At 33.6% G+C, this 15,370-nt stretch carries 16 protein-coding genes; 10 read left to right on the top strand and 6 right to left on the bottom strand.

The window, feature by feature from the left end:
* Positions 1–111: 111 nt before the first annotated feature.
* Together LQ598_RS12995 and LQ598_RS12990 are read right to left on the bottom strand one after the other, a co-directional pair.
* A complete protein-coding gene (locus tag LQ598_RS12995) occupies positions 112–1,011 on the bottom strand; it encodes an Mph(C) family macrolide 2'-phosphotransferase (protein ID WP_103322511.1) in 900 nt (299 codons plus the stop codon).
* Positions 1,012–1,043: 32 nt separating this feature from the next.
* Positions 1,044–1,646: a DJ-1/PfpI family protein gene (locus LQ598_RS12990; RefSeq protein ID WP_107559407.1), complete on the bottom strand. Its 603-nt coding sequence runs from the start codon at positions 1,644–1,646 to the stop codon at positions 1,044–1,046.
* A gap of 160 nt (positions 1,647–1,806) precedes the next feature.
* On the opposite strand from LQ598_RS12990, the gene LQ598_RS12985 reads away from it, so the two are divergent.
* From LQ598_RS12985 to LQ598_RS12970, 4 genes are all read left to right on the top strand, one after another.
* Positions 1,807–2,508, top strand: coding sequence for an alpha/beta hydrolase (locus tag LQ598_RS12985; protein WP_239745664.1), 702 nt, complete (start codon positions 1,807–1,809; stop codon positions 2,506–2,508).
* Between the two features lie 269 nt (positions 2,509–2,777).
* The gene (locus tag LQ598_RS12980; protein ID WP_016911226.1) at positions 2,778–3,149 is read left to right on the top strand and encodes a GntR family transcriptional regulator; all 372 of its coding nucleotides are present in this window, start codon (positions 2,778–2,780) and stop codon (positions 3,147–3,149) included.
* Positions 3,136–4,017, top strand: coding sequence for an ATP-binding cassette domain-containing protein (locus LQ598_RS12975; RefSeq protein ID WP_239745663.1), 882 nt, complete (start codon positions 3,136–3,138; stop codon positions 4,015–4,017). Before LQ598_RS12980 ends, LQ598_RS12975 begins: the two co-directional genes overlap by 14 nt.
* Entirely contained in the window at positions 4,010–4,693 is a 684-nt protein-coding gene (locus tag LQ598_RS12970; protein WP_239745662.1) for a hypothetical protein, read from the top strand. The genes LQ598_RS12975 and LQ598_RS12970 overlap by 8 nt, the downstream gene beginning before the upstream one ends.
* A gap of 86 nt (positions 4,694–4,779) precedes the next feature.
* On the opposite strand, the gene LQ598_RS12965 is transcribed toward LQ598_RS12970, so the two are convergent.
* Positions 4,780–5,595: a MerR family transcriptional regulator gene (locus LQ598_RS12965; protein WP_239745661.1), complete on the bottom strand. Its 816-nt coding sequence runs from the start codon at positions 5,593–5,595 to the stop codon at positions 4,780–4,782.
* Between the two features lie 153 nt (positions 5,596–5,748).
* On the opposite strand from LQ598_RS12965, the gene norA reads away from it, so the two are divergent.
* The gene (gene norA, locus LQ598_RS12960; RefSeq protein ID WP_016911222.1) at positions 5,749–6,894 is read left to right on the top strand and encodes a multidrug efflux MFS transporter NorA; all 1,146 of its coding nucleotides are present in this window, start codon (positions 5,749–5,751) and stop codon (positions 6,892–6,894) included.
* Between the two features lie 715 nt (positions 6,895–7,609).
* Here norA and LQ598_RS12955 read toward each other — a convergent pair.
* Both LQ598_RS12955 and LQ598_RS12950 read right to left on the bottom strand, forming a co-directional pair.
* Positions 7,610–8,752 carry an aminotransferase class I/II-fold pyridoxal phosphate-dependent enzyme gene (locus tag LQ598_RS12955; RefSeq protein ID WP_107557254.1) on the bottom strand — a complete coding sequence of 381 codons (1,143 nt, stop codon included), beginning with the start codon at positions 8,750–8,752 and terminating at the stop codon, positions 7,610–7,612.
* The gene (locus tag LQ598_RS12950; RefSeq protein ID WP_239745660.1) at positions 8,745–9,650 is read right to left on the bottom strand and encodes a PLP-dependent cysteine synthase family protein; all 906 of its coding nucleotides are present in this window, start codon (positions 9,648–9,650) and stop codon (positions 8,745–8,747) included. The genes LQ598_RS12955 and LQ598_RS12950 overlap by 8 nt, the downstream gene beginning before the upstream one ends.
* A 218-nt stretch (positions 9,651–9,868) precedes the next feature.
* On the opposite strand from LQ598_RS12950, the gene LQ598_RS12945 reads away from it, so the two are divergent.
* The 4 genes from LQ598_RS12945 to mhqD all read left to right on the top strand — a co-directional run bounded on the left by LQ598_RS12945 (position 9,869) and on the right by mhqD (position 12,581).
* Positions 9,869–10,300, top strand: coding sequence for a MarR family winged helix-turn-helix transcriptional regulator (locus tag LQ598_RS12945; protein ID WP_016913053.1), 432 nt, complete (start codon positions 9,869–9,871; stop codon positions 10,298–10,300).
* A 73-nt stretch (positions 10,301–10,373) separates the two neighbouring features.
* Positions 10,374–11,339, top strand: coding sequence for a ring-cleaving dioxygenase MhqE (gene mhqE, locus LQ598_RS12940; protein ID WP_107537030.1), 966 nt, complete (start codon positions 10,374–10,376; stop codon positions 11,337–11,339).
* Positions 11,340–11,363: 24 nt separating this feature from the next.
* On the top strand, positions 11,364–11,972 hold the full coding sequence (locus LQ598_RS12935) for a flavin reductase family protein (RefSeq protein ID WP_239745659.1): 609 nt from the start codon (positions 11,364–11,366) through the stop codon (positions 11,970–11,972).
* An 18-nt stretch (positions 11,973–11,990) separates the two neighbouring features.
* Complete coding sequence (gene mhqD, locus LQ598_RS12930) at positions 11,991–12,581, top strand: methylhydroquinone degradation carboxylesterase MhqD (RefSeq protein ID WP_016913056.1); 591 nt, start codon at positions 11,991–11,993, stop codon at positions 12,579–12,581.
* Between the two features lie 653 nt (positions 12,582–13,234).
* On the opposite strand, the gene LQ598_RS12925 is transcribed toward mhqD, so the two are convergent.
* Positions 13,235–14,530 (bottom strand): YhgE/Pip domain-containing protein, encoded by a 1,296-nt coding sequence (locus LQ598_RS12925; protein ID WP_239745658.1) that lies wholly within the window; start codon positions 14,528–14,530, stop codon positions 13,235–13,237.
* Positions 14,531–14,686: 156 nt separating this feature from the next.
* Between LQ598_RS12925 and LQ598_RS12920 the strand changes: the two genes are divergently transcribed.
* Entirely contained in the window at positions 14,687–15,301 is a 615-nt protein-coding gene (locus LQ598_RS12920) for a TetR/AcrR family transcriptional regulator (RefSeq protein WP_103322499.1), read from the top strand.
* Positions 15,302–15,370 lie beyond the last annotated feature (69 nt).

Here is a 15,370-nt window from a genome sequence, read left to right as displayed (position 1 = left end):
TAAAAATGGCCGAATCTATAGCATAGCTATGAATTCGACCAAAAATACATTTTTATTATTTAGTTGTCTACTTGACAGGGTGCAGTTCACAGTTGATGGGTTTTTTATTTACTATTCTTCCACACCTAATTCTTTCTTCGCCATTTTTTCATATGCAAATTCTCCAGATTCCATTGCGAATTCTGCGATGAACAGTGGAAATACGGCATTGAGTTCGATGATATGTTCTTTCATTCGAGGCCATGTGTTTCCTCCTGCGCTTTTATACGCTGCTATGAGTTGTTCAAGGCCTTCTTCACCGAATACGCGATGATGTCCCATGAAATCCATTGACGGGTCGGAATGCGTTGCTTCTGTCCAATCTATGAACCCTGTGACGTTTGCGTCGTAATCTACTATAATATGTCCAGGGTGTAAGTCTCCGTGTATCATGGTTGCATATTCCGGCCAAAGTTCATCGTTTTCTATCCATTGTTGCCATCTATTCCATATTTCTTCAGATACGCCATATGTTGCTTTTACGTTTTCCATTCTTTGTTGAAAGTCGTTTCTAATATGTTGAATGGATTTGGTCTTGATATGTTGTGCAGTAATATTTTCTTCAGGAATGCTATGCAAATCAACAAGTGCTTCAGCCAATGTGTTTACAAAATTATCGGGTACGGGTTTATGCTCAATTTCCCATACGTATTTTTGTATTTGAGGATCTATTGTAGCTGCAGCCACACCGGTAAGCTTTGGATAAGCAATCAGATCCGCTTCATGCACTTTCCATTTTGGCACTTCAAATGATACATGCTCTTGTAAAAAGTCGACAGTTTGTTTTTCGGATTGTGTACGCTGATAAACATCCGCTCTTCTCGGTATCCTTAACACCCAATCTTTATCATGATCATCTTTAGCAAATGCAACTTGAAAATCTAATCCCGAATCATTCAAAGTAATCGTTTCAGGTTGGATATTCAAACCATATTGCGCTGCGATTTTTACAATTTTGTTATGTTGCGTCATATTATGGGCTCCTTATTTCTATATAATTGTGTTTATCCAATTTCTCCATATTTCAGTTTATATGCTACAAATCCTGATTTATAGAAGTATTTATTTTTCTCTGCCTCTTTATTGTCGATTAGTCCGAGTGCGAGGATGACGTTAAAGGCGAAGTCGACACTGCTTGATCCGTTTGCTGTGACGAGATTTTGATCGATTACGCTATCTTCATTTATGAAGTCTATTGAATTTGTATATTGTTTAAACTTTTCATCTGTCGTCCATGTGTTTAAGTCATTCCCGGTATGTTTGAAACCTGTTAATAAATGATTTCGAGCTAGGAAATCTACTGCGCCACATATAGCACCGACGATGATGCCTTCGTCTAATGATGTCTTAATCAGTTGTATCAGTTGTTCGTTTTCGATAGTGGGCCAGCTGTTGCCGCCTATAATGATTAAAGCGTCGTAAGGTTCTGTAATTTGATCAATGGGATAGTCAACAATCGTCTTGATTTGACCGATAGATGTGACGGTAGATTCTCCTAATGACACTGTGTCAATTTTAAATGAATGTGACATGGAAAGTTCTGCTGCGACATAACTTAATTCCCAATCTGCATATGCTTCTGTAAGTACGATTAATGCTCTTTTCATAATATAAGCACCCCTTTGTTTATCTGATATAAATGTTTAATTTTATCATGATACAAATGTTGTGGTTATGCAAATGATAACGCATTGCATTTTATGTTATGATGGATTGAATGATAACATTTCTCAATTGATTTTGGGAAGATAAGGTGGGTGGAAGATTATGCAAGATGTACAAAAAATCTTATGGAATGATCGTTTATTAACGATAGCAATGCCCATAGGTTATGATGAAGAAAATCCTAAACCGTTTACGACTGTGTTTGTACAAGATGGTGATGATTTATTTAGTGAACACATTAAAAATAATCCGAAAAACATCATGTTCGTCGGGTTAGAACCTGTAGAACGAAACAGGGAATATACACCGTGGGAAGCGGATATAGAACAAGCGCATTATGCTGGGGAAGCGGAGCAATATTTAGATTTATTGGAATTCGAGTTAATCCCTTTTCTTAAAGAGAACTATCATATATTTGATGAAGCTGAATATTTAGCAATCGGTGGAGGCTCGTTCGGCGCGTTAGTATCTTTATATGCATTGTTAACGCGTCCACAAATATTCGGCCACTATATACTCATCTCAGCATCAATGTGGTATCCAAACTTCGTTGAATTTATTAACAGTAGTAACGAAATTGAATATCCACGTCACGTTTATTGGTATGTCGGTGAACAAGAAGGCGCAGAATATACGAATATTTTAAAAAATATGGTACCTGACACGTATGAAGCAGTTGAATTGTTAAAAGAAAAGCTTGCTCATCCAGAATCAAGTTTAACGTTTGTCACACAACCAGATGGTATTCATAGACAAGAATACTTTGAAAAATATTTCGATAAAGCCATGAATGATTTGTTTTAAAATGTGAGTGATAGTACCTATAGCAAGCTTTTTAAATCCTCATCACTCTCTTGTTAGGGTGGGACAATGGAATCTTTTTGTAAAATTAGATTTTTGTCCCACTCTTTTTTTGTGGAAAAATAATATGCTTTAAATACTGATATAATAAGGGATATGGCTTTATAATTAAAGCAAAACATCATAAATATGTTTGACAAATAACATGAACGATATTATAGTTGGTTACACAACTAATCAACCAATCATGTTATAGGATAAGGAGAATGAAAATGAAACCTACTTTAAATGATGATACACCTATATTTTTGCAAATTGCAGATATGATTAAAGATGATTTAGTTGAAGGACTTTTGTCAGAAGGTGAACAAATACCTTCCACAACAGAACTTTCAAACTTTTACAATATCAATAGAGCGACGGCTCAAAAGGGTATTACGTTGTTGATGGATGAAGGCATTGTTGCTAAGAAGAGAGGTATTGGTGTATTTATAGCTGAAGATGCGCGCGATAAGCTCATAAATACGAGAATGCAAGACTTCTCAAATTCTTATATCCAAAACATGGTTAAAGAAGCAAAAAGACTAAATATAAGTAAAGAAGAATTAATTAGAAGGGTGGAGCAGGACTATGACAATCATTGATATTCAGGATATGTCGTTTAAGTACAAAGATGAATATGTTCTTCAAGATTTAACACTTCAAGAAGAGAAACCTATGATTATTGGATTGTGGGGTCGCAATGGTTCAGGTAAGACGACATTAATGAAACTCATGTCAGGTCAAGAGAGACAGAATTCAGGGCAAATATCAATATTAAACCTTAATCCATATAATAACGCAGCAGCAACTAAACAAATCACATATTTAAGAGAAAATCATTTTTTCGGTAAGACTTGGAATGTGAATGATGCTATGAAATTTGCTTCAATGTTCAATGACAATTGGAATCAAGAAGAAGCGGATTATTTAATTGATTTATTCGAATTACCGAGAAAAAAGAAAATTAAAACGTTCTCTAAAGGTATGCATTCGATGGTGCAAAGTGTCATTGGTTTAGCGAGTCATGCGCCAGTTACGATGTTAGATGAACCAACAAATGGCTTAGATGCTTATATGAGAAAAGTGTTTATGAAAGCATTGAGAGACTCATTTGAAGAAGATCCAAGATATATTATGATTGCATCGCATCATATTAAAGAAATTGAGAAAATTTGTGAAAAACTGATTGTTATATCAGGTCATCAAGTGAAATTACATGAACCTATTGAGTATTTCCAATCTAGAGGTGCAATATTAGTTGGTAAATTGGAAAATATACAACAAATTGTTTCTGGTGACGATATTATTGAGGAGTCTACAATAATGAATCAACATAAAGTTATGGCAGACATACCATTTGATGACAAGTTGATTGAACAATGTAGAGATTTAAAGATTAAAGTGGATAAGGCAAGTATTCAAGACTATTTAGTCAATATAACGATGACAAAGGAGGCTAATCATGGGTGATTTGAAAGGTTCATTCTTTATTATATTTAAAGAACTAAAAATACAATTTTACACATTTAGTATCGTGCTTCTGGCATTAGCAGCATTATATTTTGTTATTGGATTTTATATCGAACCTTCAGACGAGTTTAGTCCATTATTGTCTGGACCAATTTACGGTATATTAGGCTTCCTTCCATTCTTCCTATATGGAGATCCATTTAAATCAGCTGTTGAACTTGGCTCTACGAGAAGACAATATATTTTTAGTTTATGGTTAAGTTACTTTATATTTATTGTCATCATGCTTGTTATACACGAAATCGTCAGTTACTTGTTAGAGCTTGTTTCAGACATTTTTGGTAGTCATGTTACATTGAAGAGAGCGGGAGATGTCCTTCCAAATGCCAATACTTTTGATAATATGTGGGTAGACTTCTTAGCTGTTATTTTTATAGCAGGTATATGTTTCTTGGTCGGTGCAATTATGTATCGTGTTGGTATTATTCCAACGCTAATAGGGATATTATTAGCAGGCGTAATCGTCTTTATATGGTATGTGCTTGGTGACATGATGCCATTCTTCAAATGGGTATATCATCATATATATGAAACGTTCCATATACTAGGTGCTATCGGCATTGTTTCAACTTTATTAGTATATCCATTAATCATCAATGCAAGATTAAAAGTATAATATTCAATATCAGGCTGACTACAATGTATGAAACTTTGTAGTCAGCTTTTGTATGTTTTTAGGCAGTATTGCAGTGTGGAGGTTTCTTATTCTATTTCGATCATAATCTTCGTTATATATTCGTTCTCGTTATTCTTAATGACAGAGTCAAATACGAATTCTTCAAAGATATATTGTCCGATTGTTAAATGCATTTCTTCTATTTTTTGTAGCATTTTTAAATATGTTTCTTCAATATTTGTATCCAAACCTAAATGATAACCGATTAAGTACTGTCCTTTTAAGGTAATGGTATTCGTATAATCATTTTTAGCGTTAGGAATTTTAACGTACAGATAACTATAATTATGATATTTCTGATTTAAAATTTCATTTTTATTTGATATAACGCCGATTGGTTGGCTTGAAAAAAGGGCGTGTGCTTTAAGCTCTTCAATAAAATGATTAATGGATATTAAAAAATCAAGTTCTGAAGCATTTGCGATATTATCACTTATATAAAATGTTGTTTCTTCTATATTGTGTAATGAAATTTCATCGAAAGGTGTCTGTATCGCTTCTTTAATGAGTTGAATTTTATCATTGATGATCATTTCGTTATAATCTAAATGTTGTTTCTGTTCTTGAATCGTTTTTTTCTGTTGATGCATTAAATTTAAAAAGTGTTCAGGAGATTTGTTTTGTGTATATTCTTTAATTTCTTTAAGTGGCATGCCTAATTCTTTCAATAATGTAATCACACTAATTAATTCAATCTGTTTAATGGAGTAGTAACGATAGCCTATTTCATTTTTATAATCAGGCTTAAAAAGGTGGATTTTATCATAGTAAATGAGTGTTTGACGACTTACATTTGTTAAGCTCGCAAACTCACTTATTGGTATTTGATTAATTTTTTGCATAAATTGTTCTCCTTCTCTTGACTGTATAGTTACTATACACTATAAATTGTATATATTAAAGTTTGCGTAACGTTATGCAAATGGAAATAAATAGATTAGAATATAGTGAAAATCACTTAATATTTACAAATGTAACGAATAAGGAGGTCTAAAATGAATAGTAAGTTAAATGTTTTATATTTTAATATATTTTTAATGTTTTTAGGAATTAGTATCGTTATTCCAGTACTACCAACGATTTTATATGATTTAGATTTAAACGGAAGTGATTTAGGCGTATTAGTAGCAGTGTTCGCATTGTTCCAAATGATTGCATCACCATTTGGAGGACGATTTGCAGATAAATTTGGTAAAAAAATTATTATCATTATTGGACTCCTATTATTCTCCATTTCAGAATTTATATTTGCGATGGGTGATACATTTTCAATACTTTTACTATCAAGAGTATTAGGTGGAATCAGTGCAGCATTTGTAATGCCAGGCGTAAATGGTATGATCGGTGATTTATCTACATCTGAGGATAGAGCGAAGAACTTTAGTTATATGTCAGCAGTTATAAATACAGGATTTATAGTAGGACCAGGTGTAGGAGGATTCTTAGCAGAAATTTCGCATAGAATGCCTTTTTATTTTGCCGGTGGACTAGGCATAATAGCTTTATTATTCTCGATATTCCTTTTAAAAGAAGCAAGTGAAGATGATTCAACAGAAACACAGAAAACAAAAGTTAAAGAACCATTCCCATATAAATTGTTTGTCGTACCTATTATTATTATGCTAATACTTTCATATGGTTTAGCATCGACAGAAACAATGTTCTCATTATATACAGCAGAAAAAGTAGGATTTGAGCCGAAAGATATTTCTATAGCCATTACAGGCGGTGCGATAGTCGGTGTCATATTCCAGTTGTTCTTATTTGAAAAACTTGTCGGGAAAATAGGTGAGATTAAATTAACGTTATTCTCATTAATATATTCAGTACTGATTTTAGGGGCATTTTTAATCGCTTCAAAATACATTACAGTAATGCTCGTCAGTTTTGTTATTTTCATTGGGTTCGATTTAATCAGACCATCCATGACAAACTATTTCTCAAAACTAGCCGGTAATAATCAAGGTACAGCAGGTGGATTAAACTCAGCTGCAACAAGTGTAGGTAACTTAATCGGACCATTAGTAGCCGGAGTAGCATTTGATATTAATATAGAATTCCCATTGATCATCGCCATGGCATTCTTCGTAGTAGCCGCGGTCATCATCGTCTTTTATAAACCAAATAAATTTAAATTTTAAAAAATAAAACGTCGAAGCTGAGAGCTCGGCGTTTTTTTCTGAGGAATAGGAGGGCTATTTATCAAGTGAGTGAAGAAGAGGAAGGCAATTTATCAAGTCGAGGTCCACATGATACATAGAGCCGTTGAATTTATCAAGTCAGGATCCACATGATAAATAGCAAAAGATGACTGGGACATTAACATACTAGATTAACGAGAAAGAGCGTAAATTCTTAAATAAATAAGAATTTACGCTCTTTTCTTATATTGGTAGCCATTAAAGCTAAACCAGATTTTACCAAAATCGCACGATATCTTTCGAGTCTTCGTGCGTTTTATCCATATTTTAAAACATACAGGCGTCCTATGTTGCTTGTTTAGTAAGTCTTGCAACATAGAGACCTTCTATGTTGCTTGTTTGATAAGTCTTGCAACATAGAGACGTTCTATGTAGCTTGTTTGATAAGTCTTGCAACTTACAGCTCTTCTATGTAGCTTGTTTGGTGAGTCTTGCAACATACAGACGTTCTATGTAGCTTGTTTGATAAGTCTTGCAACATAGAGACGTTCTATGTAGCTTGTTTGATAAGTCTTGCAACATACAGGCCTTCTATGTTGCTTGTTTGGCCAGTCTTGCAACATAGAGCATGTACTTAAAAGAACAAACGAAAGCATATCACACTACTTACAAATATCAGTAGTGTGATATGCTTTTTAATTTTGAGCATGGATCATTATATTTGATTTAATGCATGTTTTAAGTCTGCTACTAAATCTTCTGTATCTTCTATTCCGATTGATAATCTGATCAATCCGTCTGCGATACCTTCTTTATGTCTAATTTCTGTTGGGATAGATGCATGTGTCATTAAACTTGGTACGGATATCAAGCTTTCTACTGCACCTAAACTTTCTGCTAAAGTGAACAATTGAGTATGTCTAATCACTTCTTTTGCTTTTTCTACGTCTGCTACTTCAAAAGATATAATACCTGGATATCCTGATGCTTGAGTAAAATGAACATCACGGTTAACATGGTCTTCATTCAATGGGTGGATCGTTTTAACTACATTGTCGTGTTGTTTCAATAAATCAACGACTTCTTTAACATTTCTGTTGATTTGTTCTAGTCTTAATCCTAAAGTTTTGATACCACGTGTTAATAAATAGCTATCTTGCGGTCCTAATATACCACCAGTAGAATTTTGGATGAATGCAATGCGCTCTCCAAGTGCTTCATCAGCAGTTACAACTAATCCTGAAACGACATCACTATGGCCACCTAAATATTTTGTAGCAGAATGAAGTACAATGTCTGCGCCTAAATCTAAAGGATTTTGGTAATAAGGTGTCATAAATGTATTATCTACAACCGTTAAAATATCATGTTTTTTAGCAATTTCACTTGCTGCTTTAATATCTGTAATTTGTAGTAATGGATTTGATGGTGTTTCAATAAATAACATTTTAGTTTCTTCTTTTATAGAAGATTCTATATTTTCAATGTTAGTTGTGTTAATAAAATCAAAAGTTATACCAAATCGTGTGAATACTTTTGTTAATGCACGGTAAGTACCACCGTATACATCAGAATTAATTAAAATATGGTCGCCTTTATCTAATAACATAATAACTGCAGATATTGCTGCCATTCCTGAACCGAAAGCATAACCATTAGTACCATGTTCTAAATCAGCGATTAAAGTTTCTAAAGCTGTACGAGTAGGGTTAGCCGTTCTAGAATATTCGTATCCTTGTCTTAGTTCTCCAATACCATCTTGTTCGTATGTGCTTGTTTGATAGATAGGTGTTGTAACAGCACCTGTATATGCGTCAGTTGTTTTTCCACCGTGTATAAGTAACGTTTTTTTATTCATTATGATTTCCTCCGTAATTAAATATATTTTTAGACATGTATCGATCGCTACCATCAGGGAAGACGACAACGATATGCCCTTGTTCTATTTGATTTGCAACATCAATGGCTGCTTGTAATGCTGCACCTGATGAGCTACCGGCCAGAATACCTTCATTTAATGCAAGTCCAGATACATTTTGAAATGCATCTTCGTCACTGATGACCTTAATGTCGTCTACTAATGAGCGATCTAAAAATGTCGGCCACTTTTCAACGCCAATGCCTTCTGTATCGTGTGAATGTTCTTTTCCTCCAGCAAGAATACTGCCTTCAGGTTCTACAATGATGTTACGAACATCGTATGATTTCATAACTGAAGCGGTCCCTGCAAAAGTGCCTCCAGACCCAGCGCCAGCAATAAAGTAATTGATGTTTGGACATTGTTCGAGTATTTCTGTCGCTAATGTATCGACATAAGCTTGTGGATTCTCTTTATTTCCAAATTGATTAATGTAGTAAGCGCCGTGATCTTCTGCATATTTTTTCGCATGTTGTTGAGCGCCAATCATACCTTCAGAGCGTGGCGTTCTTCTTACTTCTGCGCCTAAAGCTTTCATAATAGTCATTTTTTCTTCAGAAAATCCTTCAGGTGCATAGATGACACAATTAATATGATAATGATTGGCTACGATAGCGAGTCCAATACCCGTATTACCAGCAGTAGCTTCTACTATCGTATCTCCTGATGTAAGTTCACCTTGATTGATAGCTTGTTCTATTAAATATTTTGCTAATCTATCTTTGATGCTTCCCCCGATGTTGTAACTTTCTAATTTTGCATAAATCTTCACACTGTCTGTGCTGTAATGTTCTAGTAAAACGAGTGGTGTATTCCCAATTAAATCAAAAGCTTTCATCCCATTACTCCAATATTTGTTGTTATAAACCTTAGTTTTTCAATAAGAATTATATGTTATTAAATTTTAAAAAGCAAATAAAGTAAATTTGTTAGAAAATTGGAAAAACAACACATAAATTAAACGGGTATAATTTTTATACTCAAATATGTTGACTTTCAATTTTAGTCGCGTTACAATTATCTCGAAATCGAAATAATATTTGAATAGGTGATGACATGGATAGAACAGAAGAGTCTTTAAAAGCTTTAGTAGGTATAAAACGTACGAACGATACGTTAGACCGTATTGTTAAACAAGATATGAAGAATTACGGTTTAAATATTACTGAATTTGCTGTTATGGAACTTTTATATCATAAAGGTGATCAGCCTATTCAAAAGGTTAAACAACGCATTCTCATAGCAAGTAGTAGTACAACTTACGTTATTGACCAACTCGTTAAGAAAGCCTATGTAGCCCGTCGTCAAGATACAGAAGATAAACGTATTACGTATGCCGTATTAACAGAGAAAGGGCATGTATTAATGGATAAAATTTTTCCACAACATGCCGAAACAATAGAAAAAGCATTTTCTATTTTAGATGACGAAGAACTTGCTATATTTCGAAGAGCACTCAAAAAAATAAGCGCGTTTTCTACTGAGTAGATTGAAGCGCAAATTTTTTAAATTATATTATTTCGAATTCGAAATAAAAACAAAAAGAGAGAAGGAAATTATAATGAGTAATAATAATGAACTTATCGGTATCCATCACGTAACTGCAATGACAAATGATGCAGTTAGAAACTATGAATTTTTCACACAAGTACTAGGTATGCGTTTAGTTAAAAAAACAGTAAACCAAGATGACATATATACGTACCATACATTTTTCGCAGATGATCAAGGATCACCTGGAACAGACATGACATTTTTTGATTTTCCAAACAATCCTAAAGGCAGTAGAGGTACAAACTCAATTAGCCGTGCAGCATTTAGAGTACCTAATGACGCAGCACTTGAATATTATTTAAATCGTTTTGAAGAATTTGGCGTGAAACATGATGGCATTCAAGAATTGTTCGGCAAAAAAGTATTACCTTTTGAAGAAGAAGACGGACAAAGATATCAATTAATTTCTGATGAGTTGAATAAAGGTGTTAAACCCGGTATACCTTGGAAAAATGGCCCGGTACCTGAAGATAAAGCCATTTATGGATTAGGTCCAATCGAAATAACAGTCAGCTATTATGAAGACTTTAAATCAGTATTGAAACAAGTATTCGGTATGAAACCGATTATCGAAGAAGATGATGTAACAATATTAGAAGTTGGAGAAGGCGGTAATGGCGCTCAAGTAATATTGAGAAAAGACGACCAAAGTCCTGAAGCAAGACAAGGTTACGGGGAAGTTCACCACGTATCATTTAGATTGAAAGACCATGAAGCAATTAAAGCATGGGAAGATAAATATAATGAATTACGCATTGGAAACTCAGGTAATGTCGATCGTTTCTATTTTGAAGCGTTGTATGCCAGAATTGGACATATACTCATAGAAGTTTCTACAGATGGACCAGGATTTATGGGAGATGAGCCTTACGAAACTTTAGGTGAAAGTCTGGCGTTGCCACCATTCTTAGAAGCAAAACGTGACTATATTGAATCTGAAATTAAAGCATTCGATACAAGTACAAAACATTAATTCAACAAAGAAGGAGCGTCTATTATGAAGAAGATACGACCTGAAGCATTATCACAAAAAGAAAATTACAAATTGTTAATTGGATCGATTATCCCTAGACCTATCGCACTTGTGACAACACAATCAGACAGTGGGTTATTGAATATTGCACCATTTAGCTTTTTCAACGTTGTATCTTCAGACCCTCCAATATTGTCTATAGCCGTACAGCGTGTAAACGGTGAACCGAAAGATACGGCGAGAAATATTTTGCAGAACAACGAAGCGGTTGTGCATATCGTTGATACTGATAATGTGAAAGATGCCAATCAAACTGCCGCATTATTAAGTCCAGATGAAAGTGAAATTGAGCGTACTGAGTTTGAACAGGTGGATTCTGTTGAAGTTTCCGTACCAGGTTTGAAACAAAGTAAAGTACGGTTCGAAACAGTATTAAAAGAAGATATCGTCATTAAAAAAGACGGTGAATCTGTTTCAGATTTACTCCTATTAGAAGTGAAGTATTATCATTTCGATGAAGCCATTTATGACAATGGCTATATTAATAAAGATGAATTAAGCGCAGTAAGCAGACTTGCAGGTAATGACTATGCTGAAATCGGTAAAACATTTACCATCGAAAGACCACAATAAGAATGGAGATGTCAAAGAATGAATCATATATTTAAACAAGGTGACCAAGGTAAGCCAATATTCTTGTTATTGCACGGTACAGGCGGTAACGAAAGAGATTTATTACCATTAGCAGAAATGCTAAATCCAACTTATAGTGTATTAAGCGTTAAAGGCGATGTGTCAGAAAATGGCATGGCAAGATATTTCAAAAGATTAGCTGAAGGCGAATATGACTTAGAAGATCTAGAGTATAGAGGACAAATGTTATATCAATTTATAAAAGAATCCGCTAAAGAATATGAATTTAAACTAGAAGACGTGATACCAGTAGGCTTTTCAAACGGATCCAATATGGCGATTAATCTTATATTAAGAGAAGAAACACCATTCCAAAAAGCATTGTTATTCGCGCCACTCTATCCAGTAGATTTACAAAACAACCATAAAGACTTATCAGCATTTAAAGTCTTCTTATCAATGGGCGAACAAGATCCAATTGTGACAAAAGCACAAAGCGAACACGTCATAGAAATATTTAAAGAACGTAACGCAACCGTAAGTGAAACATGGGTGAACAGCCATGAAATCACACAAGAAGCTGTACTTGCAGCGAGAGAAATATTATAGAAATGAAAAAGACCAGCTAGAATATACTAGTCGGTCTCAGACTGTCGACAAAATCACTTAAAGTGAACTTGTTGGCAGTCTTTTTTTGTTGAGCCCCAATTAAAACTTTGAGTTCAGCGTTCTATTTGAATAAGATGGCTAGATTAACTTCAGACTAAACTTGGAAATGATAATTTAATAATGTACACTTTTGATTGTTTAAGTATGTACAAAAATGTCTTGGATTAACTGGGGACTTAACTCACGACATGGTCAAAGTCTTGGATTAATTGCGGACTAAACTCACGACTTAGGCAATGTCTTGGATTAACTGTGTACTTAACTCACGACATGGGCAAAGTTTTGGATTAACTCCGGAATAAACTCACGACATGGACAATGTCTTGGATTAACTCCGGACTAAACTCACGACATGGGCAATGTCTTGGATTAACTACGGGCTAAACTCACGACATGGACAATGTCTTGGATTAACTTTGGACTTAACTCACGACTTAGGCAATGTCTGTACTGAACCCAAAAATATGAACTTTTTTAGTATGAAATTTGAATGAAACATGTAAAAAAGACAAAAAACAAACCAAACGTTTGTCCACGTTTGGTTTGTCCACAATCTGAGACCAGCTAGAATATACTATTTGGTCTTTCTTTGATTAAGATGGTACTTCAGTTCTTGTTGGATTATGCTTTCTGATGATAGCTGCTGATAAAGTTGAGATACCACCGAATATAATAAATGCTATAAACATCCATATTGTGCTATTAAGTTCTAAACTGTGATTTAAGAATATGAGTTCTCTTAAAGTCTCTGCATAATGTCTAAACGGATTCCAGCTTATCATATAATCTTGATAAAACTGTGGTAACATTTGTTTCGGTAACATGATGAGCTGTAAACTAAAGAATAATAATATCATAAATATTGGAATAGCTTTTATACCTAACCAAGTCATAAATCCTAGTATTAAACTGATGAACGCTAATATAGCAATTGAGATATATAATGCGACTCTATTAGGATGATCGATTGTAACATCTAATACACCAGTTAAAAAGTAAATGTATCCAAAGCCACCTATGAACGCTGTAACGAATGCTGCTCCAAATTGTCCTATTGATGCAATGATACGACTTTTTACGGTAATGTTATGACTTGTTCTAAATGAAAAGAACATAATAACGGATCCAACTAATGATGCTAGCCATATTGGTGTAAACATAAGAAGTGGCAAGTTACCGTTTGCTTGATGTGATTTTACTGAGTTTATGTTATTTTTATCGATTTTCACAGGATTTGTAAGTCCTTGAATATCAGTAGGTGATATATCGATGTTCATTTTTTCTAACGTTTGTATGCCTTGTTTTGAAATTTGAGTATTCAGTTGATCACCGATAGTTGTAAGTAATGTGTTAGCTAATTGTGCACCTTGCATGCTTGAACCTTCATTCACAATAATTTTAACATTTCCTTGTTTTACTTTTACTGGATCAACTTTGTTTTGACTTTGCATTTTTTGAGCTTGCTCTGGTTGTATTTCTCTATTTTTGATTTTTTCTGTCATTGCTGTTTGTATTTCTTTCATTTTTCCATCTTGCGCAACTTTTTGTACTTTACTCATTGAATGTTTCGAGAGGTTTTTATCTAAAATTAATGCGCCGTAATATTCCTTGTCTTTAAAACCTTGCTCTAAAGCTTTCTTATTATCTACTTCTATCCATTCCACTTTTTCTGAAAGTTCTTTATTGTCTTTAATGTTTTTTGTAAAAGATTTTCCGATATTCACATTTTTATCTTGAATGGATGTCCCGTTGTCTTGGTTTACGATAGCAAGGGGTATTGATTTTGGTTCGGGATTATATGCTGGTATAAATGCTATAGCTAAAATTAAAAGAATGACGACTACGAGAATGGGTGTCATCCAATATAGTTTCTTTTTAAAAATATTCATATTATGCCTCCTATTTAATGAACAATGTGTTGATTATTAATAACAATGTTTATTATAATGGAATATAGCACATATACAATCGCCAATTGTTTACGATACGTTTATTAATCAACAAATGAATAAAAAGTGTTCATTAAATAAGGAGTTATGATAATAATGGCTGAAGATCGTCGAGTTAGAAAAAGTAAAACTGCGATAAAAAATGCATTTATACAGCTTTTAAAAGAGAAAAATATTGAACGAATTACAATACAAGAAATTTCGGATTTAGCAGATGTAAATCGAGGAACTTTTTATTTAAATTATGTAGATAAATATGCTTTGTTAGAAGAAATGGAAAATGAGCAAATTGCCGAAATAAAAAGTTTTGTAGATATAAGAAATATAAATTTAAGCAATAGAACAGGTGAAGCGTTTATTGAAGAATTTTCAAATAATGTGATCAAAAAAGTCATCACGCATATCAGTAATAATCTGGAATTTTATCAAGTTATATTGAATTTAGAAAGAAAAAGTCAAATAGAAGAACAAATAGCAGATATTGTAAGAAGTAATTTAACCTATTTAATAGAAGATAAGGACGATGTTTTCGGTATACCTATAAATTATTATTTAAGTTATGTAACAGGCTCGATGATATCGATGATTAAATATTGGGTATCAGATGATCAACGTGTGTCGATTGATGAATTTGTACAGTATATCGCAACAATTGCTTCGAACGGGCCATTATCTATAATGAGAAGAATGGTAGATCAGAAAAATAAATAAACAAAAACCTGATTAGTTAGCTGCTAATCAGGTTTTGTTATGAATTTATAAAGTCAGGGTCCACATGAT

Source organism: Mammaliicoccus sp. F-M27 (assembly GCF_022387115.1).
Lineage (GTDB): Bacteria > Bacillota > Bacilli > Staphylococcales > Staphylococcaceae > Mammaliicoccus > Mammaliicoccus vitulinus.
Note: the sequence above shows the minus strand (reverse complement) of the source record. Positions and strands in the feature narration are given on the sequence as shown.